21 protein-coding genes are annotated in these 23,173 nt (G+C 59.4%); 18 read left to right on the plus strand and 3 right to left on the minus strand.

Going from position 1 to position 23,173, the window contains the following annotated elements; translation table 11 throughout:
- Positions 1-183 precede the first annotated feature (183 nt).
- The 8 genes from puuE (at position 184) to PFAS1_RS01645 (ending at position 8,397) form a co-directional block, all read left to right on the plus strand.
- A complete protein-coding gene (gene puuE, locus PFAS1_RS01610; RefSeq protein ID WP_076027961.1) occupies positions 184-1,110 on the plus strand; it encodes an allantoinase PuuE in 927 nt (308 codons plus the stop codon).
- The gene (gene uraD / locus PFAS1_RS01615) at positions 1,107-1,622 is read left to right on the plus strand and encodes a 2-oxo-4-hydroxy-4-carboxy-5-ureidoimidazoline decarboxylase (protein ID WP_076027962.1); all 516 of its coding nucleotides are present in this window, start codon (positions 1,107-1,109) and stop codon (positions 1,620-1,622) included. Before puuE ends, uraD begins: the two co-directional genes overlap by 4 nt.
- A gap of 87 nt (positions 1,623-1,709) precedes the next feature.
- Entirely contained in the window at positions 1,710-2,705 is a 996-nt protein-coding gene (gene alc / locus PFAS1_RS01620; protein WP_076027963.1) for an allantoicase, read from the plus strand.
- Between the two features lie 146 nt (positions 2,706-2,851).
- Positions 2,852-3,355 carry an ureidoglycolate lyase gene (locus PFAS1_RS01625; protein ID WP_007898831.1) on the plus strand — a complete coding sequence of 168 codons (504 nt, stop codon included), beginning with the start codon at positions 2,852-2,854 and terminating at the stop codon, positions 3,353-3,355.
- 50 nt (positions 3,356-3,405) lie between these two features.
- Positions 3,406-4,707 carry a urate hydroxylase PuuD gene (locus PFAS1_RS01630; RefSeq protein ID WP_076027964.1) on the plus strand — a complete coding sequence of 434 codons (1,302 nt, stop codon included), beginning with the start codon at positions 3,406-3,408 and terminating at the stop codon, positions 4,705-4,707.
- 229 nt (positions 4,708-4,936) lie between these two features.
- On the plus strand, positions 4,937-6,295 hold the full coding sequence (locus PFAS1_RS01635; protein WP_076027965.1) for a nucleobase:cation symporter-2 family protein: 1,359 nt from the start codon (positions 4,937-4,939) through the stop codon (positions 6,293-6,295).
- A gap of 157 nt (positions 6,296-6,452) precedes the next feature.
- Positions 6,453-7,238 (plus strand): outer membrane protein OmpK, encoded by a 786-nt coding sequence (locus PFAS1_RS01640; protein WP_076027966.1) that lies wholly within the window; start codon positions 6,453-6,455, stop codon positions 7,236-7,238.
- Between the two features lie 373 nt (positions 7,239-7,611).
- On the plus strand, positions 7,612-8,397 hold the full coding sequence (locus PFAS1_RS01645; RefSeq protein WP_074878312.1) for an outer membrane protein OmpK: 786 nt from the start codon (positions 7,612-7,614) through the stop codon (positions 8,395-8,397).
- Positions 8,398-8,506: 109 nt separating this feature from the next.
- Here the strand turns inward: PFAS1_RS01645 and PFAS1_RS01650 are convergent, their stop codons facing one another.
- Positions 8,507-9,679 carry a patatin-like phospholipase family protein gene (locus PFAS1_RS01650; protein WP_074878314.1) on the minus strand — a complete coding sequence of 391 codons (1,173 nt, stop codon included), beginning with the start codon at positions 9,677-9,679 and terminating at the stop codon, positions 8,507-8,509.
- Between the two features lie 33 nt (positions 9,680-9,712).
- Positions 9,713-10,645: a lipid A biosynthesis lauroyl acyltransferase gene (locus PFAS1_RS01655; RefSeq protein WP_076027967.1), complete on the minus strand. Its 933-nt coding sequence runs from the start codon at positions 10,643-10,645 to the stop codon at positions 9,713-9,715.
- A 118-nt stretch (positions 10,646-10,763) separates the two neighbouring features.
- Here PFAS1_RS01655 and minC point away from each other — a divergent pair, with 118 nt between their 5' ends.
- The 9 genes from minC (at position 10,764) to PFAS1_RS01695 (ending at position 20,082) form a co-directional block, all read left to right on the plus strand.
- Positions 10,764-11,501, plus strand: a complete 738-nt coding sequence (gene minC / locus PFAS1_RS01660; RefSeq protein WP_076031483.1) for a septum site-determining protein MinC — start codon at positions 10,764-10,766, stop codon at positions 11,499-11,501.
- 201 nt (positions 11,502-11,702) lie between these two features.
- On the plus strand, positions 11,703-12,515 hold the full coding sequence (gene minD, locus PFAS1_RS01665; RefSeq protein ID WP_008146172.1) for a septum site-determining protein MinD: 813 nt from the start codon (positions 11,703-11,705) through the stop codon (positions 12,513-12,515).
- Positions 12,515-12,769 carry a cell division topological specificity factor MinE gene (gene minE / locus PFAS1_RS01670; RefSeq protein ID WP_007898843.1) on the plus strand — a complete coding sequence of 85 codons (255 nt, stop codon included), beginning with the start codon at positions 12,515-12,517 and terminating at the stop codon, positions 12,767-12,769. The genes minD and minE overlap by 1 nt, the downstream gene beginning before the upstream one ends.
- A 259-nt stretch (positions 12,770-13,028) precedes the next feature.
- A complete protein-coding gene (locus PFAS1_RS01675) occupies positions 13,029-13,664 on the plus strand; it encodes an RluA family pseudouridine synthase (RefSeq protein ID WP_046037585.1) in 636 nt (211 codons plus the stop codon).
- A gap of 142 nt (positions 13,665-13,806) precedes the next feature.
- Complete coding sequence (locus PFAS1_RS01680; protein ID WP_076027968.1) at positions 13,807-14,649, plus strand: lipopolysaccharide kinase InaA family protein; 843 nt, start codon at positions 13,807-13,809, stop codon at positions 14,647-14,649.
- A gap of 102 nt (positions 14,650-14,751) precedes the next feature.
- A complete protein-coding gene (locus PFAS1_RS01685; protein WP_074878319.1) occupies positions 14,752-16,041 on the plus strand; it encodes a M18 family aminopeptidase in 1,290 nt (429 codons plus the stop codon).
- Positions 16,042-16,270: 229 nt separating this feature from the next.
- Entirely contained in the window at positions 16,271-16,447 is a 177-nt protein-coding gene (locus PFAS1_RS29700) for a hypothetical protein (protein WP_198044943.1), read from the plus strand.
- Between the two features lie 78 nt (positions 16,448-16,525).
- Positions 16,526-18,679, plus strand: coding sequence for a mechanosensitive ion channel family protein (locus PFAS1_RS01690; RefSeq protein ID WP_076027969.1), 2,154 nt, complete (start codon positions 16,526-16,528; stop codon positions 18,677-18,679).
- Between the two features lie 65 nt (positions 18,680-18,744).
- On the plus strand, positions 18,745-20,082 hold the full coding sequence (locus PFAS1_RS01695) for an amidohydrolase (protein ID WP_076027970.1): 1,338 nt from the start codon (positions 18,745-18,747) through the stop codon (positions 20,080-20,082).
- Between the two features lie 92 nt (positions 20,083-20,174).
- Here the strand turns inward: PFAS1_RS01695 and PFAS1_RS01700 are convergent, their stop codons facing one another.
- A complete protein-coding gene (locus tag PFAS1_RS01700) occupies positions 20,175-21,848 on the minus strand; it encodes a DEAD/DEAH box helicase (protein WP_076027971.1) in 1,674 nt (557 codons plus the stop codon).
- 421 nt (positions 21,849-22,269) lie between these two features.
- Here PFAS1_RS01700 and PFAS1_RS01710 point away from each other — a divergent pair, with 421 nt between their 5' ends.
- Complete coding sequence (locus PFAS1_RS01710) at positions 22,270-23,061, plus strand: crotonase/enoyl-CoA hydratase family protein (protein WP_076027972.1); 792 nt, start codon at positions 22,270-22,272, stop codon at positions 23,059-23,061.
- Positions 23,062-23,173: the final 112 nt, after the last annotated feature.

Below are 23,173 nucleotides of genomic sequence, written 5' to 3' on the forward strand. Positions count from 1 at the left end.
CCAGTCAGGCAGGTTTCTTGCAATAACATGTGTAGATGACAATCAATGAAAAATGCAAAAAAACAGGCTTACAAAGTGGATATAAAGTTGTATACAATCAGCCCATCGCTGTGACGCCAGCCTTGCAACTCATCGCCAGGCCGCGCACACAAACCGTTACCACGAATAAGAAGGAAGACTGCAGTGAGCGCTGACTACCCACGCGACCTGATCGGTTACGGCAGTAACCCTCCTCACCCACACTGGCCGGGCAATGCCCGCATCGCCTTGTCCTTCGTGCTCAATTACGAAGAAGGCGGCGAGCGCAACATCCTGCACGGCGATAAAGAATCCGAAGCCTTCCTTTCGGAAATGGTCTCGGCGCAGCCGCTGCAAGGCGCGCGCAACATGAGCATGGAATCCCTTTACGAGTATGGCAGCCGTGCCGGCGTCTGGCGGGTTCTGAAACTGTTCAAGGAATTCGACATTCCGCTGACCATCTTCGCCGTGGCCATGGCCGCCCAGCGTCACCCGGACGTGATTCGCGCGATGGTCGATGCCGGCCACGAAATCTGCAGCCACGGCTATCGCTGGATCGACTACCAGTACATGGACGAAGCGCAAGAACGCGAGCACATGCTCGAAGCGATCCGCATCCTCACCGAAATCACCGGCGAGCGCCCACTGGGCTGGTACACCGGCCGCACCGGTCCAAACACCCGTCGACTGGTGATGGAAGAAGGCGGTTTCCTCTATGACTGCGACACCTACGACGACGACCTGCCCTACTGGGAGCCGAACAACCCGACCGGCAAGCCGCATCTGGTGATCCCGTACACGCTGGACACCAACGACATGCGCTTCACCCAGGTCCAGGGTTTCAACAAGGGCGACGATTTCTTCGAATACCTGAAAGACGCGTTCGACGTGCTGTACGCCGAAGGTGCCGAAGCGCCGAAGATGTTGTCGATCGGCCTGCACTGCCGTCTGATCGGCCGTCCGGCGCGTCTGGCCTCTCTCAAACGCTTTATCGAATACGCTAAAAGTCATGAACAGGTGTGGTTCAGCCGTCGCGTCGACATCGCTCGCCACTGGCACGAAACCCACCCGTATCAAGGGGCCGCGAAATGAGCCACTTCCAAACCCTGAAGCCCTCGACCCTGAGCCGCGACGCGTTTGTCGCCGCCTTCGCGGACATCTACGAACATTCGCCATGGGTGGCCGAAAAGGCCTTCGACCTGGGCCAGGACGCTTCGATCGACCAGATCGAAACCCTGCACCAGCGCATGAGCGACATCCTGTTGAGCGCCGATCACGAAAGCCAATTGGCCCTGATCAACGCTCACCCGGACCTGGCCGGCAAAGCTGCCGTCCAGGGCCAACTAACCGAAGCCAGCACCAATGAACAGGCTGGCGCCGGTATTCACCAATGCACGGCCGAAGAGTTTCAACGCTTCACCGAGCTGAACGACGCCTACAAGGCCAAGTTCAAGTTTCCCTTCATCATGGCGGTAAAAGGCAGCAACCGGCATCAGATCCTCGCGGCGTTCGAAACGCGCATTCATAACGCGGAAAACACCGAGTTCAAGTGCGCGCTGGCGGAGATCAACAAGATCGCCTTGTTCCGATTACTGACCCTATAGCGAACTTGGCCCGAGCGTTAAAAAACGCGAAAACGCCCAGGGCCCTGCAAGCATCCCAAGCCAACTAATTAAAGGCAGACAAGAAGAATGAAAGCTTACGCCGTACCTTTCGAGAAGTTCGTCAACCTGGCCGACGCCCGCCTGGGCACCAAGATCATCTCGGTCACCGATGACTGGTTCGCTGATGCCAACCGCCTGTTCCAGCCGACCCCGGCGGTGTGGAAGGAGGGCGTGTTCGATGACAACGGCAAGTGGATGGACGGCTGGGAGTCGCGCCGTAAGCGCTTCGAAGGCTACGACAGCGCGGTGATCCGCCTGGGCGTTCCGGGTTCGATCAAGGGCGTGGACATCGACACTTCATTCTTCACCGGCAACTTCCCGCCGTCGGCCTCGCTGGAAGCCTGCTTCCTCGCTTCGGGCGAGCCGGACGACAACACCCAGTGGACTGAAGTGCTGTCCGCCGTCGAGCTGCAAGGCAACAGCCACCATTACCACGAAATCAGCAATGACAAGGCGTTCAGCCACCTGCGCTTCAACATCTACCCGGATGGTGGCGTGGCCCGTCTGCGTGTTTACGGTATTCCGTTCCGCGACTGGTCCGCTGTGGGCGACAACGAGCAAGTGGACCTGGCAGCAGCCCTGAACGGTGGCCGCGCCCTCGCCTGCTCCGATGAACACTTCGGTCGCATGAGCAACATCCTCAACCCGGGCCGCGGCATCAACATGGGCGACGGCTGGGAAACTGCACGTCGTCGCACGCCGGGCAATGACTGGGTGATCGTCGCACTGGGCCATGCCGGCGAGATCGAGAAAGTCATCGTCGACACCCTGCACTTCAAGGGCAACTACCCGGACACGTGCTCGATCCAGGGCGCGTTCGTGAAGGGCGGCACCGACAGCCAGATCGAAACCCAATCGCTGTTCTGGCGAGAATTGCTGCCGGCGCAGAAACTGGAAATGCACGCCGAACACACCTTCGCCGAACAGATCAAGGCGCTGGGGCCGATCACCCACATCCGCCTGAACGTGTTCCCGGACGGTGGCGTGAGCCGCCTGCGGGTTTTGGGCAAGGTCGCTAAATAAGCCGTAATGATCGTTCCCACGCTCCGCGTGGGAATGCATCAATGGACGCTCTGCGTCCGCTTTGGATGTGACGCGGAGCGTCACGGGCTGCATTCCCACGCAGAGCGTGGGAACGATCAACAGAACTCAACGAAAAGAAGACCAGCATGCGCACATTGACGATTGAACCGCTGACCAAAGAAGCCTTCGCCCCTTTCGGTGACGTGATCGAAACCGACGGCAGCGATCACTTCATGATCAACAACGGTTCGACCATGCGCTTTCACAAACTGGCGACGGTGGAAACCGCCACGCCAGAGGACAAGGCGATCATCAGCATTTTCCGCGCCGACGCGCAGGACATGCCGCTGACCGTCTGCATGCTGGAGCGTCACCCGCTGGGCAGCCAGGCTTTCATTCCGCTGCTCGGCAACCCCTTTCTGATCGTGGTCGCGCCACTTGGCGATGAACCTGTATCAGGCTTGGTCCGCGCCTTCGTCACCAACGGCAGGCAGGGCATTAATTACCATCGCGGCGTTTGGCACCATCCGGTGCTGACGATCGAAAAGCGGGATGACTTCCTGGTGGTTGATCGCAGTGGCACAGGCAATAACTGCGATGAGCATTTTTTCAAAGAGGATGAGCGTTTGATCCTCGCCCCCCACCAATAAGAGAAGGTCTGATCACTCGACAACAGAGTGACAGGCGAGAGGTAAAGACTGTGGAAGCACATCTGTTGGAATGGCTGAACCTGAGCGTGCGCTGGGTTCACATGATTACTGGCGTGGCCTGGATCGGTGCGTCGTTCTATTTCGTCTGGCTGGAAAACAACCTCAATCGGGTCAACCCGAAAAACGGGCTGGCGGGCGATTTGTGGGCGATCCATGGCGGCGGTATCTATCACCTGGAAAAATACAAACTGGCCCCACCGACCATGCCGGACAACCTGCACTGGTTCAAATGGGAAGCCTATTTCACCTGGCTGTCGGGGGTCGCGCTGCTGTGCGTGGTGTTCTACTCCAACCCGACGCTCTACCTGCTCGCTCCGGGCAGCAGCCTGACCGGCCCTGAAGGGGTCGCACTGGGCATTGCCTCGTTGTTCGTTGGCTGGTTCGTCTACTCCTTCCTCTGCGACTCGGCCCTGGGCAAACGTCCTGCCCTGCTTGGTTTTATCCTGTTCGTACTGATCATTGGCGCCGCTTACGGCTTCAGCAAAGTGTTCAGCGGTCGTGGTGCGTACCTGCACGTCGGCGCGATCATCGGCACCATCATGGTCGGCAACGTGTTCCGCATCATCATGCCGGCCCAGCGCGCGCTGGTTGCCGCGATTGCCGAAAACCGCACGCCGGATCCGGCGCTCCCGGCCAAAGGCTTGCTGCGTTCGCGTCACAACAACTACTTCACCTTGCCGGTGCTGTTCATCATGATCAGTAACCACTTCCCGAGCACCTACGGCAGCCAATACAACTGGCTGATCCTGGCCGGGATCGCGGTGCTGGCGGTGTTGGTGCGTCACTACTTCAACACCCGTCATGACAGCCACAAATTTGCCTGGACCCTGCCCGCCGCGGCAGTGGGCATGATCTGCCTGGCTTACGTGACTGGCCCGGCGCAGATGTCCAGCGCACCTGAAGTGGCCAAGGCGCCTGGCACCATCGAGTACCAGCCGTTGCCGGAAACTGCCCTCGGTGGTGGCGTGAAACCTGAAGCGGCGAAACCTGCTGCACCTGCCGCTGCACCGGCTCAGGCGTCCAACGCCGGCCCCGGTTTCGACAAGGTGCACAGCGTGATCCAGGAACGTTGCACGGTTTGCCATTCTGCCAAACCGACCAGTCCGCTGTTCAGTGCTGCACCGGCCGGCGTGATGCTCGACACCCCCGAGCAGATCCGCCAGAACGCCGCACGCATCCAGGCACAAGCCGTCACCAGCCAGATCATGCCACTGGGCAACATCACCCAGATGACCCAGCAGGAACGTGACCTGATCGGTGCCTGGATTGTTCAGGGAGCCCCAACCCAATAAGCAACACGCCGTTGTGGCGTGGGAGCTTTTGTGGTGAGGGGGCTTGCCCCCGTTGGGCTGCGAAGCAGCCCCAAAACCGACATTTGCGTTCCGTCTGAGAGACCGCATCCGCTGGTTTTACGACTGCTTCGCAGTCGAACGGGGGCAAGCCCCCTCGCCACAAAGGCTCCCTCGCCACAGGTCTGCCTGATACAAACATCACAAGAATAAAAAAGATCCGAGGTGTTGCATGTCCGAGCTATCCAAAGCCCGCATCCCCGACGCACCCGCCATTCAGCGTTTGCCCCTTTTGCAACTGATCCTGGTCGGCCTGCAACACGTTCTGCTGATGTACGGCGGAGCCATCGCGGTGCCGCTGATCATCGGACAGGCCGCGGGCCTGAGTCGTGAAGAAATCGCCTTCCTGATCAATGCCGACCTGCTGGTAGCCGGGATCGCGACCATCGTGCAGTCCCTGGGCATCGGCCCCATGGGCATTCGCATGCCGGTGATGATGGGCGCCAGTTTCGCCGCAGTGGGCAGCATGGTCGCCATGGCCGGCATGCCTGGGATCGGCCTGCAAGGGATCTTCGGCGCGACCATCGCCGCCGGTTTCTTCGGCATGATCATCGCGCCATTCATGTCCAAAGTCGTACGCTTCTTCCCGCCGCTGGTGACCGGCACGGTCATCACCTCGATCGGTTTGTCGCTGTTCCCCGTGGCCGTGAACTGGGCCGGCGGTGGTGCGGGCGCCGCTCAGTTCGGTTCACCGATTTACCTGGCCATCGCCGCGCTGGTGCTGGCCACCATTCTGCTGGTCCACCGCTTCATGCGCGGTTTCTGGGTCAACATTTCCGTGCTGATCGGCATGTGCCTGGGTTACGTGCTCTGCGGCCTGATCGGCATGGTCGACCTGAGCGGCATGGCCCAGGCGCCGTGGCTACAATTCGTGACCCCGCTGCATTTCGGCATGCCGAAGTTCGAACTCGCACCGATCCTGTCCATGTGCCTGGTGGTAGTAATAATTTTCGTCGAGTCCACCGGGATGTTCCTGGCGCTGGGCAAAATCACCGGCCAGGACGTCTGCCCACGGATGCTGCGCCGCGGCTTGTTGTGTGATGCCGGCGCTTCGTTCTTCGCTGGTTTCTTCAACACCTTCACCCACTCCTCTTTCGCGCAGAACATCGGCCTGGTGCAGATGACCGGCGTGCGTTGCCGCTCGGTGACCATCGTCGCCGGCGGTTTGCTGGTGGTGTTGAGTCTGTTGCCGAAAGCGGCGTTTCTGGTGGCCTCGATTCCGCCCGCCGTACTGGGCGGCGCGGCGATTGCGATGTTCGGCATGGTCGCCGCCACCGGGATCAAGATTCTTCAGGAAGCCGACATCGGTGACCGTCGCAACCAGTTGCTGGTGGCGGTGAGCATCGGTATGGGGTTGATTCCGGTGGTCCGTCCGGAATTCTTCGCCCACCTTCCGCTGTGGATGAGCCCGATCACCCACAGCGGCATCGCCATGGCCACGCTGAGTGCGCTGTCGCTGAACCTGCTGTTCAACATCCTCGGCGGCGCCGAACGCGCGGCCATCAACGACTGCCACGCGCACCCGCACTGATCTACCAACGCCACAGAACCTGTGGGAGCGGGCTTGCTCGCGAAGGGGCCATCAGCCTCAACTTCATTGTTGACTGACCTACCGCTTTCGCGAGCAAGCCCGCTCCCACAGGGGGAAAACCTGCACCTCCAACAATAAAAACAAGAGGGAGCAACAGATGATTCGGACACAGACAAACATGCTGTTAGGCGGTGGTCTATTGGCCGCCAGTCAGGCCATGGCCGGCGATCTGCTGCTGTGGCAGACCAACAGCCTGAGCTATCTGTATGGCAAGGATTTCGCGGTCAACCCGTCGATCCAGCAGACGATAACCTTTGAGCACGCCGACCGCTGGAAGTACGGCGACAACTTCCTGTTCGTCGACAGCACTTACTACAACGGCGAGAAAGACCGCAACAAAGGCGTTCACGCCTACTACGGCGAGTTCAGTCCACGCCTGTCTTTCGGCAAAATCCTCGACCGCCGTTTCGAGTTCGGCCCGATCAAGGACGTGTTGCTGGCCATGACCTACGAGAATGGCGAAGACGACACCGAGGCCTATCTGATCGGCCCCGGTTTCGACCTCGCGGTACCGGGCTTCAATTTTTTCACCTTGAATTTCTACTATCGCCAGACCGAAGGCTCACGTCCCGGCGACGATGTCTGGCAAATCACGCCGGCCTGGTCCTACACCTTGCCATTGGGCAATTCGAACCTGTTGATCGACGGCTACATCGACTGGGTCGTCGATAACGACCAGAACTCGCGGGGCACCTACCACGCCAACCTGCACGTGAACCCGCAGATCAAATATGACCTGGGGAAAGCCTTGGGCTGGCGAGAGAAACAGGTGTACGTCGGCGTCGAATACAGCTATTGGAAAGACAAATACGGCATCGAAAACAGCACCCGCTTCGACACCAATGAAAACACCACCAGCCTGCTGGTGAAGGTGCATTTCTAGATGATCCGCAACGGTGCTCCAAACCTGTCGTCGGTGCGCTGTTGCGGGGCACTTGAGACCTGGCCAAGGAGTCAGTATTCTCCGCGGCCGCCCGAATCCGGTCTAAAAAAAAGCCCGGATTTAATTCCTGACCAGAAAGCCAACTTATCCCGGCCCTGGACGGTATCAAGGCACCCAAAAACACTCTCAATCGACTGCTCTTGAGCCGCCGAGCGGGAGTTTTTTGGCTTTTCAAAAGCCTTGGCTCAGCTCTTGCTAACAGCACTGAAGCTGACCGATTGGATGATTTTTTACAGCGACAGAAAAAGGCGCCACACCAGAGCGCCAACCTTAGAAAAATAACGTGGAACACCTACTTTTTGGGAGCAACCGAATGAAACGTACGTGCACTAGCCTGATGCTGGCGGGATCTTTGCTGGCCGGGGGGCAGGCCATGGCCGGCGACTTGCTGCAATGGCAGAACAACAGCTTGACCTACCTGTATGGCAAAGACTTCCAGGTCAACCCGCGCATTCAGCAGACCGTGACCTTCGAACACGCCGATGGCTGGAAATACGGCGACAACTTCGTGTTCGTCGACAAGATCTTCTACAACGGCAAGGAAGACTCCTTCGCCGGTGAGAACACCTACTACGGTGAAATCAGCCCGCGCCTGTCGTTCGGCAAGATCTTCGATCAGAAACTCGAGTTCGGCCCGATCAAGGACGTGTTGCTGGCCATGACGTACGAGTTCGGTGAAGACGATACCGAGTCCTACCTGATCGGTCCTGCTTTTGACCTGGCCATCCCCGGCTTTGATTACTTCCAGCTGAACTTCTACAACCGTCATACCGAAGGCGACCGCCCGGGGGACAATATCTGGCAGGTCACACCGGTCTGGTCCTACACCATCCCGGTGGGCGATTCGAACATCCTGGTCGATGGTTTCATGGACTGGGTGGTCGACAACGACGTCAACAAAAAAGGCGAATACCACGCCAACCTGCACTTCAATCCACAGGTCAAATACGACCTGGGCAAGGCGCTGAACCTGGGCGAGAAGCAGTTGTACGTGGGTGTCGAGTATGACTACTGGAAAAACAAGTACGGCATCGAAGACAGCCAGGGTTTCAAGACTGATCAGAGCGTGACCAGTTTCCTGGTCAAGGTGCACTTCTGATTCGGCAGCGTCTGTAAGGACGCCATTGCGAGCAGGCTCGCTCCCACATTGGAATGCATTTCAACTGTGGGAGCGAGCCTGCTCGCGAATGGCCGCAACACAAAAAATCTCAAGCCGAAACCACAGGCTCCGCCAACCCGAGAAACCGACACAACTCCCCGCGCTTGGCCAACGCATCCCGCCGCCCCAAATCAATCAATTCGCTGCAATACCCCGCCTCGAACAGCAGATAACTCAGCACCCCCGCCCCGCTCGTCTTGGTCGCCCCCGGCCCGCGCAGAAACAGACGTAGCGCCGCCGGCAACTCCTGCCGATGCCGCGCCGCAATCTCATCGATCGGCTGACTCGGCGAAATCACCAGCACATCTATCGGCGCCACACCCAGCGCACGCGTCGGTGTGCCATCGGGCAGCAGATGACTGAACTGATTGAGCCGCTGCAGCAACTCGATGTCACTTTCCAGGCTGTCAATGAACGTGCTGTTGAGCATGTGCCCACCGATTTGTGCCAGGCTCGGTTGCTGGCCGGTGTAGGCGCGTTGCAGCGGTTGTTCCGGGTCGACGCCGCGGGGGTTGCCGCTGACGCCCACCACCAGCACTCGGCTGGCGCCCAGGTGCAGCGCCGGGCTGATCGGTGCCGACTGGCGTACCGCGCCGTCGCCGAAATACTCTTCACCGATTTTCACAGGCGCAAATAACAGCGGAATGGCTGAACTGGCCAGCAAGTGATCGACCGTCAATTGCGTGGGAACGCCGATCCGCCGATGGCGCAACCAGGCATCGATGGTGCCGCCGCCCTGATAAAAGGTCACGGCCTGACCGGACTCGTAGCCGAACGCGGTCACCGCAACCGCCTGCAACTGCTTCTGTGCAATGGCCTCGGCAATCCCGCTCATCTGCAGTTTGTCGTCGAGCAGCCCACGCAGCGGCGAACTGTTGAGCAAAGCCACCGGCACCTGAGCGCCAATCCCGAGCAAACTGTGGCTGACAAAACGGCTGGCCTGGTGGATCACGCCCGGCCAGTCGCTGCGCAGCACCAGATGACTGCGAAAGCCCTGCCAGAAGGCTGTCAGACGTTGAATCGCACCACGAAAATCCATCGCCCCACTGGCGAGGCTGACTGCGTTGATTGCGCCGGCCGAAGTGCCGACGATCACCGGAAAAGGATTGCTCGCCCCCACCGGCAACAACTCGGCAATCGCCGCCAGCACACCGACCTGATAAGCCGCCCGAGCCCCGCCGCCGGAAAGAATCAACCCTGTTACCGGTTCAGCAGGACTCATCGCAACACTCCATGGTGCTTATAAGGACGGTGTTCAACCGCGTTTTGCGTACAGCTTCGGTTCGCCCGGTGGACGACTCTTGAAGCGGCGATGCGCCCAAAGGTATTGCTCCGGACATTCGCGCAAGACGCCTTCGATCCATTGGTTGATCCGCAGGCAATCGGCCTCTTCGGTTTCGCCGGGAAAGCCCTCGAGCGGTGCATGAATCACCAGTCGATAACCGCTGCCGTCCGCCAGACGTTCCTGAGTGAACGGCACCACCAGCGCCTTGCCCAACCGCGCGAACTTGCTGGTGGCGGTGACGGTGGCAGCCTGAATCCCGAACAGCGGCACGAAGATACTTTGCTTGGCGCCGTAGTCCTGGTCCGGTGCGTACCAGATTGCCCGGCCTGCGCGCAGCAATTTGAGCATGCCGCGCACGTCGTCACGCTCCACCGCCAGCGAATCGACGTTGTGCCGCTCGCGTCCCAGGCGCTGGACATAGTCGAACAATGGATTCTTGTGTTCGCGGTACATGCCATCAATGGTGTGCTGCTGGCCGAGCAAGGCCGCGCCGATTTCCAGCGTGGTGAAGTGAACGGCCATCAGGATCACGCCTTTGCCGTCGCGCTGGGCTTTTTTCAAATGCTCCAACCCTTCGACATGGGCCAGCTTCGCCAAACGCTCGCGCGACCACCACCAGCTCATGGCCATCTCGAAAAACGCGATGCCCGTTGAGGCGAAGTTTTCCTTGAGCAGGCGCTTGCGCTCGGCAGCGGTTTTTTCAGGGAAACACAGTTCGAGATTGCGCTTGGCTATGCGCCGTCTGTCGCCCGCTACTCGATACATCAATGCACCCAGGGCGCGACCGATCGACAGCAACGCCGGATACGGTAGCTGGACAATCAGCCACAACAGCCCCAAGCCACACCACAGCGGCCAGAAACGTGGAGATAGAAATGCTGTTCGAAAACGCGGGCGATCCATTAAAGGTTCCGGAAAGACAATGGCCGCGCATTCTACATCGTTCGACCCGGCTTGCGGCTCGCGGGCGTTCTCGTTATAAGTCTCGGCACTTTTAGTGACAAGTCGTTGTATGCCGACCATGAGCCAAACCGAACCGCTAGACCAAGATCCCGTGTTCCAGCTGAAGGGCAGCATGCTCGCCATTACTGTGCTGGAACTGGCTCGTAACGACCTCGAGAACCTCGATCGTCAACTGGCCGCCAAGGTCGCCCAGGCGCCTAACTTCTTTAGTAACGCGCCACTGGTGCTGGCCCTGGACAAACTCCCGGCCGGCGAAGGCGCGGTCGATCTGCCGAGCCTGATGCGCGTCTGCCGCCAGCATGGCCTGCGCACCCTGGCGATTCGTGCCAGCCGTATCGAAGACATTGCCGCGGCCATTGCGGTCGACCTGCCGGTGCTGCCACCGTCCGGCGCCCGTGAGCGTCCGTTGGACCCGCTCGAAGGCCAAGTGAAGAAAAAACCGGAAAAACCGCCGGAGCCGACAATCAAGCCAACGAAAATCATCACCTCGCCCGTACGCGGTGGGCAGCAGATTTATGCCCAGGGCTGCGATCTGGTGGTGATCTCCTCGGTCAGCCCGGGGGCGGAACTTCTCGCCGATGGCAACATCCATGTATACGGCCCGATGCGTGGTCGAGTGTTGGCCGGTGTCAAAGGCGACACGAAAGCCAGGATTTTCTGTCAGCAAATGAGCGCTGAACTGGTCTCCATCGCAGGGCACTACAAGGTTTCGGAGGATCTGCGTCGCGACCCTTTGTGGGGCGCGGGCGTACAGGTCAGCCTGTCGGGCGATGTGTTGAACATCATTCGGCTTTAACGGATACTGCCGCATTTTCCAAACATCTCTAAAACGTAGCGAAAACGGCTCAAACGAAGTAGGAAAAAGGCCATAAGCAGTGTTTACCCGAGGTAAGCGCCGCTCTGGGCCGAATTCCAGCCAAGGCTGTCCGACTGCAGTAGTTTTTCTAGAGATGTTTTTCAGGGGCTAAATGTCCTTTTTCCTTAGGGGTGAAACACCTTGGCCAAGATTCTCGTGGTTACATCCGGCAAGGGTGGTGTGGGTAAGACCACCACCAGTGCTGCTATCGGTACCGGCCTCGCATTGCGCGGTCACAAAACAGTTATCGTCGACTTCGACGTCGGTTTGCGGAATCTCGACCTGATCATGGGTTGCGAGCGCCGTGTGGTGTATGACTTCGTCAACGTGGTAAACGGCGAAGCCAACCTGCAACAAGCCCTGATCAAAGACAAACGCCTGGAAAACCTCTACGTACTGGCCGCCAGTCAGACTCGCGATAAAGACGCGCTGACCGTGGAAGGCGTGGAAAAAGTGTTGATGGCGCTCAAGGAAGACTTCGAATACGTGGTCTGCGACTCGCCGGCCGGTATCGAAAAAGGTGCCCACCTGGCCATGTACTTCGCAGACGAAGCGATTATCGTGACCAACCCGGAAGTGTCCTCGGTTCGTGACTCAGACCGCATGCTCGGCCTGCTGGCCAGCAAATCGCGCCGCGCGGAAAAGGGCGAAGAGGCAATCAAGGAACACCTGCTGCTGACCCGCTACAACCCGCAACGAGTCAGTGACGGCGAAATGCTCGGCGTCGAAGACGTCAAAGAGATTCTGGCGGTCGCCCTGCTGGGTGTCATTCCAGAATCCCAGGCCGTACTCAAGGCTTCCAACTCGGGCGTGCCGGTCATTCTCGACGACCAGAGCGATGCCGGTCAGGCATACAGCGATGCGGTCGATCGCCTGCTGGGCAAAAACGTGGAGCATCGTTTTCTCGATGTAACGAAGAAGGGATTCTTCGAGCGCCTGTTTGGAGGTAGATAATGAATCTTTTTGACTTCTTTCGTGCCAGCAAAAAAGTCAGCACCGCGTCGGTAGCGAAAGAGCGTCTGCAGATTATCGTGGCGCACGAACGCGGCCAACGCAGTACACCGGACTACCTGCCAGCCTTGCAGAAGGAATTGGTCGAGGTCATCCGCAAGTACGTCAATATCGGGTCCGATGACGTGCACGTCGCTCTGGAAAACCAGGGCAGTTGCTCGATTCTGGAACTCAATATCACCCTGCCAGATCGCTAGTCGATCCGGCGGGAGCCACGGCGGTTCAGGCCTTCCAGATCCTGTGTGGGGGCGAACTGTGGTGAGGGGGCTTGTCGGAACGCCGCATCGCCCCGTTTGAGTGCGCAGCACTCACAGGACCTTCGGTACACCGAAAGTTTTGGGGCTGCTTCGCAGCCCAACGGGGCGATGCGGCGTTCCGACAAGCCCCCTCGCCACAGGTCGCTCCTACGGGTGTGAGGCCTGAGCCGCCGTTGGCGTTTGTTACGAGGCTGTTTTAATGCCGTTGTCCAACATCCATATCATCCATCAGGACGCCGCCGTACTGGTGGTGAACAAGCCAACCCTATTGCTCTCTGTCCCTGGCCGGGCGGATGACAACAAGGATTGCCTGATTACCCGCCTGCAAGAAAACGGCTACCCGGAAGCGCGAATCGTCCATCGTCTGGACTGGGAAACCTCCGGCATTATTCTGTTGGCCCGTGATCCGGACACGCATCGCGAGCTGTCTCGGCAATTTCACGACCGTGAAACCGAAAAGGCCTACACCGCACTGTGCTGGGGACAACCGGAGCTGGACAGTGGCAGCATCGATCTGCCCTTGCGCTACGACCCGCCGACCAAGCCACGCCACGTCGTCGACCATGAATTCGGCAAACATGCCCTGACCTTCTGGCGGGTGTTGGAACGTTGTGGCGATTGGTGTCGGGTCGAATTGACGCCGATCACCGGCCGCTCCCATCAGTTGCGCGTGCACATGCTTTCCATCGGCCACCCACTGCTGGGTGACGGGCTGTATGCCCACGAGCAAGCACTGGCCGCCTGGCCACGACTCTGCTTGCACGCAAGCATGCTGAGCTTCACTCACCCGCAAAGCGGCGAGCGCTTACGCTTCGAATGTCCTGCTCCTTTTTGAGCAACCGCAGAATCTAAAAACGCCCTTCAATTGAAGGGCGTTTTTTGTTACAAATAGAAGTGAAAATAATGTGAAATTATTGTCATGAATTTGTAATGAAACGTAAACTGCCATCACTTTGAAAGCAGGCAGGAAGCCCCTCGTGCTCAGCAACAAGACATTCCAAGACGACTACCCATTCACCTTCTGCCTGTTCAACACCACCCTGCACTTTAGCGAGCAGCCTTCAGCCGAAGCACAACAGGCGCTTGAACAGCTCATACACAAACGACGCGCGCACAAGCTCACCCGTGCCAGTGCGCCGCTGGCTTCCGGCGATACGCCGCTGTTTGCCAAGGTCCAGCCGCTGGATACCCTGAAGGCAAAAATGCGCGTGACCTTTGGCAAACCACAGCGCAATGGCCGATTCGACTGGCCGCTGGAAGAATTGATCAATACGCTCGAAGCGCAGCGCCGTGGCGTGCAGATGCCGCCGCTGCAAGGGTTCGGTTACACCAAGGACCGACTGGGGCTGACCCAGGAATATTTCATTATCACGCGCCTGCTCGACGACCATATCGACGGCGTGCAATGGCTTAAACGCAACCCGGGCAACGTCGAAACATTCATTCTCGACGCCTTCGATTTGTTGAGCTCATTGGCGCGTAAAAACATCACGCACATGGATTTCTGGGCTGGCAACATCATGATCCCGCAAACACCACAGACTCAGCTCAAAGCCATCGACTTTGAAAACTGTTTTGCCGGCCAGACAAACCATCAAAGCGAAACCCTGGGTTTTCAACTGGGCTTCTTCTATCGCCGGGACATCTACAAGCTCATCACCGAAGCCGCTTACGACCGCCTGGTGAACGAGTACATTCGACAGATCCCGGGTATCTCGAAGGAAAAATTCGACGAGGTGTACCTCGCGAGCAAACATGAGCATGTAGGCCGCAAGCAACGTCGCGAAGTGTTCCTCAAGGGCAAGCTGATCACCGGCTAATACTCTTCGACAGCCAGCAGCCGGCGTACGTCGAACGGCATTGTCTCTGCAATGCCGTGAGCCAATACGTTAAACTTGCGCCATTGCTGTCTGGAGCTACTTATGCGCGAAGAGTTGAACCAAGGCCTGATCGATTTCCTCAAGGCCTCCCCTACCCCATTCCATGCCACCGCCAGCCTTGTTCAGCGCCTGGAAGCGGCAGGCTTTCAACGCCTTGACGAGCGCGAGCCATGGGCCACCGAAGCCAATGGCCGTTACTACGTCACCCGTAACGACTCCTCGATCGTCGCGTTCAAGATGGGCCGTCATTCGCCCCTGCACGGCGGCATTCGCCTGGTTGGTGCGCACACCGACAGCCCGTGCCTGCGGGTCAAACCCCAGCCGGAACTGCAACGCCAGGGCTTCTGGCAACTGGGCGTCGAAGTCTATGGCGGCGCATTGCTGGCGCCATGGTTCGACCGCGATCTGTCCCTGGCCGGCCGCGTGACCTTCCGCCGTGATGGCAAGGTCGAGAGCCAACTGGTCGACTTCAAGGCACCGATCGCCATCATCCCGAACCTGGCCATTCATCTGAACCGTGAAGCCAACATGGGCTGGGCGATCAACGCCCAGACCGAACTGCCGCCGATCCTCGCGCAATTTGCCGGTGACGAGCGCGTGGACTTCCGTGCCGTGCTCACCGATCAACTCGCCCGCGAACATGGCCTGAACGCCGACGTGGTGCTCGACTATGAGCTGAGTTTCTACGACACCCAAAGCGCCGCGGTCATCGGCCTGCATGGTGACTTCATCGCCGGGGCGCGCCTGGACAACCTGCTGTCGTGCTATGCCGGCCTGCAAGCCTTGCTGACCACCGAAACCGACGAAACCTGCGTCCTGGTCTGCAACGATCACGAAGAAGTCGGCTCCTGCTCGGCCTGCGGTGCCGACGGCCCGATGCTGGAGCAGACACTGCGTCGCCTGCTGCCTGAAGGCGATGAGTTCGTGCGCACCATTCAGAAATCCCTGCTGGTCTCGGCTGACAACGCCCACGGCGTGCACCCCAACTACGCCGACAAGCACGATGCCAACCACGGCCCAAAACTCAACGCCGGCCCGGTGATCAAGGTCAACAGCAACCAGCGCTACGCCACCAACAGCGAAACCGCCGGGTTCTTCCGTCACCTGTGCATGGCCGAAGAAGTGCCGGTACAGAGCTTCGTGGTACGCAGCGACATGGGTTGCGGCTCGACCATCGGCCCGATCACCGCCAGCCACCTGGGCGTGCGCACTGTGGACATCGGCCTGCCAACCTTCGCCATGCACTCGATCCGCGAATTGTGCGGCAGCCATGACCTGGCACACCTGGTCAAAGTGCTGAGCGCGTTTTACGCTTGCCGCGAACTGCCGTAACAAACCCTGTGGCGAGGGAGCTTGCTCCCGCTGGGCTGCGAAGCAGCCCCGAATTCCACTGATGCGGTGTTTCAGGAACACCGCATGTATAGGTGTTTGCGGCTGCTGCGCAACCGAGCGGGAGCAAGCTCCCTCGCCACAGTGGTCTCGCCGCTCTCGGATACACCTCACCACCGGTCGCCCAAAAGCCGCCTAGACTTTAACTACCCCTTTGACAAGGCAGTCGCCCATGATCTCGTTATCTTCGTTTCACGCCATGCTGATTCCAATTCTCTCCGGGATGATCATGTTGGCAATCGGCTTCAATTTCCGCGATAAAAACCTCGGCGTGTTCGCGATGTGGATCGGCATGTTGACGATCCTCGCCACCGTGGTTTTCAAGATCCTCGCCAAACTCAACGAATAAATCCCCAGCCCTGGCTCGCATTGATTTTGACGGGCTCGTACACTCGGTCGATCTGCTCATTCCAAGGTTGACCGCCTAGTGTTCGCTCGTCTTTTTGCCCTGCCGTGTTTGTTCCTTGTCTGTCTCATGACGCTGCTGCCGATGGCGCCTGCCCAAGCGGTCGGCTTGCCTGGCCTGCTCAACAGCTCGGCAAAACAGCCAGAGGCGCAAGAGCCTTTGGGACAATCCCTGGACGAAGTCATCAAGTCGCTGGAGAACGACCAGCAACGCGCCCAATTGCTGGCGGATCTGAAGAAGCTGCGCGACGCCACCAAAAAGGCCCAGCCGGTCGCCGAAGCAGGCGTCCTGGGACTGATCGGTGGCACCCTGGCCAGTTTCGAAAAACAGTTTTCAGGCGCAGACAGCCCTCTCACGCGCTGGTCCGAAGAATTCAAACTGGCTGAGGATGAACTGACAGCGCTGGTGCTGCCGGCCAATGAATGGCTGCCGATCATCTTTGCCTTCGCCATGATCCTGATGCTCTGGAGTTTGCTGGCGGCGGCGCTGATCTGGGTCAGCCACCGGGTGCGGATGCGCTTCGGCCTCACCGAAGAACTGCCGCAGCACCCCAAGGCCCTGGACATGTTGCGCTTTGCCCTGCGCAAACTCGGACCGTGGCTGATTGCGTTGGTCATCACGGTCTACATGAGCTACGCACTGCCTTCGTCATTGGGCAAAAGCCTGGCGATGGTGCTGGCTTATGCGCTGGTGGTCGGCACCTGTTTTTCGGCAATCTGTGTGATCGCCTTTTCGCTGCTCGACGGCCCACACCGCCATCGCGCCCTGCACATCCTGCGGCATCAAGCCTTTCGGCCCCTGTGGCTGATCGGCAGTTTCGCCGCCTTCGGTGAAGCCCTGAGCGATCCGCGCCTGGTCGAAAGCCTTGGCAGTCATCTGGCGCACACCGCCGCAACAGTCGCCAACGTACTGGCGGCGTTGTCCACGGGCCTGTTCATCCTACGGTTCCGTCGCCCCATCGCCCACTTGATCCGCAACCAACCGCTGTCCCGGCGCCTGACCCGGCGCGCCCTCAGCGACACGATCGAGATTCTCGGGACCTTCTGGTACATGCCGGCGCTGGTGCTGGTGGGGATTTCGCTGTTCGCCACGTTCTTCTCGGCCGGCGATACCAGCACTGCATTGCGTCAGTCGCTGATTTGCACTGTGTTGCTGGTGTTGTGCATGGTCATCAATGGCCTGGTGCGCCGCCATTCACTCAAACCACAGCGCAGCGTGAAGCGTCATGCCCTGTATTCGGATCGCCTGAAAAGCTTTTTCTACACACTCGCCCACCTGGTGGTGTGGCTGGCGTTCATCGAACTCGGCCTGCGGGTCTGGGGCATGTCGCTGATCCGCTTCACCGAAGGCGAAGGCCATGAAGTCAGCGTCAAACTGTTCAGCCTCGGCGGCACGCTGATTTTTGCCTGGCTGATCTGGATTCTCAGCGACACCGCCGTGCACCACGCCCTCACCCGCTCGCGCAAAGGCCTGGCGAATGCCCGCGCACAGACAATGATGCCGTTGATTCGCAATGTGTTGTTCGTGGCGATTTTCATCATTGCGCTGATTGTTGCCCTGGCCAACATGGGCATGAACGTCACCCCCTTGCTGGCCGGTGCCGGCGTGATCGGCCTGGCCATCGGGTTCGGCGCACAGTCGCTGGTGGCAGACCTGATCACCGGGCTGTTCATCATCATCGAAGACTCGCTGGCCATCGACGACTACGTCGACGTTGGCGGCCACCTGGGCACTGTCGAAGGGCTGACCATTCGTACCGTGCGCCTGCGGGACATTGACGGCATCGTCCATACCATTCCGTTCAGCGAAATCAAAAGCATCAAGAACTATTCCCGGGAATTCGGCTACGCGATTTTCCGGGTGGCGATACCTTCCAACATGGACATCGATAACGCGATCAAACTGATGCGCGACGTCGGCCAGAAGATGCGCACCGATCCACTGCAACGGCGCAACATCTGGTCGCCTCTGGAGATCCAGGGCGTCGAGAGTTTCGAGTCAGGCAACGCAATTCTTCGCGCCCGGTTCAAGACCGCGCCGATCAAGCAATGGGAAGTGTCCCGAGCGTTCAACCTGTCGCTCAAGCGGCACCTGGACGAAGCCGGATTCGACCTGGCGACACCACGCATGAGCGTGCAGGTGATCACGGCGGGTGGTGGCGAAGCGCAGGAATAGCACTTAACTGCATCGCTCAAGTCATAGGCACTGAAGCCAAAAAACAATAGTCATGGAGAGTACCGATGCAGCTGACCCGCATTGCACAAACGTGTTTGCTGACCTTGTTCGGCGCACTGGCCGGCCACGCCAGCGCCGACACACTGGAAGGCGCCCGCACGCACATCGCCGAACAGGCCAAAGCCCTGGAACCCGAACTGCTGGAAACCCGCCGCGATATCCACGCCCATCCGGAACTGGGCAACACCGAAAAACGCACGTCGGAAATGGTCGCCAAACAACTCCGCGCCATGGGCCTGGAAGTGAAAACCGGCGTAGCCCGCACTGGCGTCGTCGCCATCCTCAAAGGCGCTCTGCCCGGACCGACCGTAGCATTGCGCGCCGACATGGATGCGCTACCGGTCAAGGAAGTCTCGGACCTGCCTTTCGCCTCGAAAGCCAAAGGCACCTACCTCGGTAAAGAAGTCGACGTGATGCACGCCTGCGGCCACGACGCTCATACCGCAATCCTGCTCAGCACGGCGAAAATTCTTACCGGCATGCGCGACACCTTGCCCGGTACCGTCGTGTTCTATTTCCAACCGGCAGAAGAAGGCCCAAGCGATTTTATCCCCGATGGCAAAAACACCTGGGGGGCAAAAATGATGATTGAGGAAGGCGTGATGAAATCGCCGAAACCGGATGCGGTCTTCGGCCTGCACGTCTGGGCCGGCGTCCCCGCCGGCCGGATCGCCTATCGCCCAGGTCCGACCCTGGCCAGCTCCGATGACCTGCGCATTAAAATTCTCGGCAAGCAGACCCACGCCGGGCGCCCATGGGACGGCATCGACCCGATCACCGTCGGCGCGCAAACCATCGTCGGCCTGCAAACAGTGATCAGCCGCCGGACAGACATCTCGTCTTATCCGTCAGTGGTCAGCATTGGCACGATCAACGGCGGCACCCGTTACAACATCATTCCCGAGTCCGTGGACATGAGCGGCACGATCCGCTCCTACGACTACGCCATCCGTCAGAAGCTGCACGCAGATGTACGCCAGACTGTCGAGAAAATCGCCGAAAGCGGCGGTGCCAAAGCTGAAGTAACGATCATCGAAAAGTATGACCCGACGATCAACAACCCGGCGCTGACCGAGAAGATGCTGCCGACCTTGCGCTGGGCGGCCAAGAACGACGTGGTGCAAGGGCCGTTGGTGGGCGGGGCGGAAGATTTTTCCTTCTACGCTAAAGAGGCGCCAGGACTGTTTGTATTCTTGGGAGTTACGCCCAAAGATCAGGACATGAGCAAGGCTGCGCCGAACCATAATCCGGGGTTCTTTGTGGATGAGGCGGCGCTGGTGGTGGGCGTGCGGACGTTGGCGTCTTTGGCTACGGACTATCTCTACGCCAACGCCAAACCCTGAGCCAGAAACCTGCCCCCCCCTAAAACGCAGACAAAAAAATCCCCGAACCAGTCGGGGATTTTTTATGTTCGATCAATCAGCCCGAGAGCGGATCAATCTTCGCGATAGCGACGCAGCTTCAACTGCTTACCGGCAACGCGAGTGTCCTTCAGCTTGGTCAGCAGACGCTCCAGACCATCTTCCGGCAGCTCAACGAGGCTGAAGCTGTCACGCACCTGGATGCGACCGATTGCTTCGCGAGCCAGACCACCCTCATTGAGGATAGCGCCCAGCAGGTTCTTGGCAGCGATACCATCACGCGCACCCAGCGCGGTACGGCAACGAGCACGACCTTCGGCCAATGGAACCGGAGCACGACGCTCACGATCACCACGGTCCGGACGATCACCGGTACGCTCTGGACGATCGCCACGCGGTGCGTTGTTCGGCACCAGTGGACGTTCTTTCTCGATGGCAGCCAGGGTCAACGCCTGAGCGTTGGTTGCCTTGCGCAGCAGAGCAGCGGCCAGTGCACGCGGGGTGCAACCGATGTCGGCGGTCAGGCGATCCAGCAGATCACCGTGAGTCGACTCGGCATCAGCCACCAGCGGCGACAGGCTGTTGGTCAGTTTCTTGATACGGGCATCGAGAACAGCCTGGGCGTCCGGCAGGCGGACTTCGGCAACTTTCTGACCGGTTACACGCTCGATCACTTGCAGCATGCGGCGCTCACGCGGAGTCACCAGCAGCAGTGCACGACCTTCGCGACCGGCACGGCCGGTACGGCCGATACGGTGAACGTAGGACTCTGGATCGTACGGCATGTCAACGTTGAACACGTGAGTGATGCGCGGAACGTCCAGACCACGAGCAGCAACGTCGGTCGCCACAACGATGTCCAGACGGCCATCCTTGAGGGATTCGATCACGCGCTCACGTTGGTTCTGAGCAATGTCACCGTTCAGCGCAGCGGCTTTGTAGCCTTTGGCTTCCAGGGCACTGGCCAGGTCCAGGGTCGCTTGCTTGGTGCGCACGAACATGATCAGGGCATCGAAGTCTTCGACTTCCAGCAGGCTCAATACAGCCGAGGTCTTCTGGTCAGCGTGAACCAACAGGTGAGCCTGTTCGATCGCGGTAACGGTCTGAGTCTTGGTCTGGATCTTCACGTGTTGCGGATCGCGCAGATGGCGCTCGGCAATGGCACGGATCGACTGCGGCAAGGTAGCCGAGAACAATACGGTCTGACGGGTTGGCGGCAACGACTTGAAGATAACTTCGAGGTCGTCCATGAAACCCAGCTTGAGCATTTCGTCCGCTTCATCGAGAACCAGGTGGTTCACGGTCGACAGAACTTTTTCGTCGCGACGCAGGTGGTCGCACAGACGGCCCGGAGTGGCGACAACGATCTGTGCGCCATTACGGATTGCTTTCAGTTGTGGGCCCATAGGGGCGCCGCCGTAAACGGCCACAACGGTAACGCCCGGCATTTGCTTGGCGTAGGTTTCGAAAGCGGTTGCTACTTGCAGCGCCAACTCACGGGTTGGCGCCAGGATCAGGGCTTGCGGCTCGCGCTTAGCAGGATCGATGCGATGCAGGATCGGCAGGGCGAACGCAGCGGTTTTACCCGTACCGGTTTGCGCCTGACCAATCATGTCGTGACCGGCCATGATGATCGGGATCGATTGCTGCTGAATAGCCGAAGGTTCTTCGTAGCCAGTCGCGATGACGGCTGCAAGAATATTCGGATTAAGATTAAAAGCGGCGAAGCCGCCGGTTTCCTGGGTCATGGGTCTGCCTCTAAGTGCATCCGCAAAGACCCATGCTCCAAAGCTGCGCATGCCGTGTAAGACTCAAGAGTCGCCCTGGCTGCTTTGTCGGCGGGGATTTGCGAAAACGAATGAATGAAAAAGATTCGTCAAGGGAGAGTCCGCTGTGCGGACGTGCAGCCGAAGCTGACTTCGGGGAATTGCGCTACCTAAACGCGGCCCGGTTAAAGGCCGGCGCGCACTATACCGGAATTCGCTCAAAAAGGGAGCTTTATTTGTCGGAAAACTGCGGTGTTTAGCGTTCTGTCACACGCTTTGCGGACAATCGGACAACAGTCTATTTTTCAAAGGCCCAGCCCTGCTGACGATCGCGCTAAAACGGTTCACCCTTGTCACGCAGACCTGCCGCCTGCCCACCCTTCCCCGCCCGAGGAAATACACCATGAATCAGCCCTGTTCCAGCCGTGTGAGCCGTGAACGGCACGGTCACGTCCTGATGATCGGCCTGGACCGAGTGGCCAAACGCAACGCCTTCGATCTCGACCTGCTCAACGAACTGAGCCTGGCCTATGGCGAGTTCGAGGCCGACAGCGAAGCGCGGGTGGCGGTGGTATTCGGCCACGGTGAGCATTTCACCGCAGGGCTCGACCTGGTCAGCGCCAGCGCGGCCCTGGCTGACGGCTGGCAGGCACCGCCCGGCGGCTGCGATCCGTGGGGAGTGTTCGCCGGCCCCCGGGTGAGCAAACCGGTGATCGTCGCCGCGCAAGGCTACTGCCTGACCATCGGTATCGAATTGATGCTGGCCGCCGATATCAACCTGTGCGCCAGCAATACCCGTTTCGCCCAGAAAGAAGTGCAACGCGGGCTCTTCCCGTTCGGCGGCGCCACGCTGCGCCTGCATCAGGTCGCTGGCTGGGGCAATGCCATGCGCTGGCTGCTGACCGGCGATGACTTCGATGCCCATGAGGCGTTGCACCTGGGGTTGGTACAGGAAGTCATGGCCAGCGAGGACCTGCTGCCCCGAGCGATTGAGTTGGCTGAGCGGATTGCCCGGCAAGCGCCGCTTGGGGTTCGGGCGACGTTGATGTCTGCAAGGCAGGCGCGTTATGAAGGGGAAACCGCGGCGGCCCAGGCATTGCCGCCGATGGTGAAGAAGTTGCTGGCCAGTGAAGATGCCAAGGAAGGCGTGCGGTCGATGATCGAGAAGCGACCCGGCGTGTTCAAAGGCCGATGACTGCCCACCTGTGGCGAGGGGGCAAGCCCCCGTTGGGCTGCGCAGCAGCCCTAAAACCATTCAACCGGGGGTAACAGCTCAACCGCATCAGCCTGATTTTGGGGCCGCTTCG

The organism is Pseudomonas frederiksbergensis (assembly GCF_001952935.1).
In the GTDB taxonomy this organism is placed as follows: domain Bacteria; phylum Pseudomonadota; class Gammaproteobacteria; order Pseudomonadales; family Pseudomonadaceae; genus Aquipseudomonas; species Aquipseudomonas frederiksbergensis.

Bases quoted from the DNA above. Each gene is read 5' to 3' on its own strand.
- alc (WP_076027963.1), top strand. From the start codon at position 1,710: ATGAAAGCTTACGCCGTACCTTTCGAGAAGTTCGTCAACCTGGCCGAC.
- minE (WP_007898843.1), top strand. From the start codon at position 12,515: ATGAATCTTTTTGACTTCTTTCGTGCCAGCAAAAAAGTCAGCACCGCG.
- PFAS1_RS01650 (WP_074878314.1), bottom strand. From the start codon at position 9,679: ATGAGTCCTGCTGAACCGGTAACAGGGTTGATTCTTTCCGGCGGCGGG.
- PFAS1_RS01700 (WP_076027971.1), bottom strand. From the start codon at position 21,848: ATGACCCAGGAAACCGGCGGCTTCGCCGCTTTTAATCTTAATCCGAAT.
- PFAS1_RS01695 (WP_076027970.1), top strand. From the start codon at position 18,745: ATGCAGCTGACCCGCATTGCACAAACGTGTTTGCTGACCTTGTTCGGC.
- PFAS1_RS01645 (WP_074878312.1), top strand. From the start codon at position 7,612: ATGAAACGTACGTGCACTAGCCTGATGCTGGCGGGATCTTTGCTGGCC.
- PFAS1_RS01655 (WP_076027967.1), bottom strand. From the start codon at position 10,645: ATGGATCGCCCGCGTTTTCGAACAGCATTTCTATCTCCACGTTTCTGG.
- PFAS1_RS01710 (WP_076027972.1), top strand. From the start codon at position 22,270: ATGAATCAGCCCTGTTCCAGCCGTGTGAGCCGTGAACGGCACGGTCAC.
- PFAS1_RS01640 (WP_076027966.1), top strand. From the start codon at position 6,453: ATGATTCGGACACAGACAAACATGCTGTTAGGCGGTGGTCTATTGGCC.
- PFAS1_RS01625 (WP_007898831.1), top strand. From the start codon at position 2,852: ATGCGCACATTGACGATTGAACCGCTGACCAAAGAAGCCTTCGCCCCT.
- PFAS1_RS01635 (WP_076027965.1), top strand. From the start codon at position 4,937: ATGTCCGAGCTATCCAAAGCCCGCATCCCCGACGCACCCGCCATTCAG.
- minC (WP_076031483.1), top strand. From the start codon at position 10,764: ATGAGCCAAACCGAACCGCTAGACCAAGATCCCGTGTTCCAGCTGAAG.
- PFAS1_RS01685 (WP_074878319.1), top strand. From the start codon at position 14,752: ATGCGCGAAGAGTTGAACCAAGGCCTGATCGATTTCCTCAAGGCCTCC.
- PFAS1_RS01675 (WP_046037585.1), top strand. From the start codon at position 13,029: ATGCCGTTGTCCAACATCCATATCATCCATCAGGACGCCGCCGTACTG.
- PFAS1_RS29700 (WP_198044943.1), top strand. From the start codon at position 16,271: ATGATCTCGTTATCTTCGTTTCACGCCATGCTGATTCCAATTCTCTCC.
- uraD (WP_076027962.1), top strand. From the start codon at position 1,107: ATGAGCCACTTCCAAACCCTGAAGCCCTCGACCCTGAGCCGCGACGCG.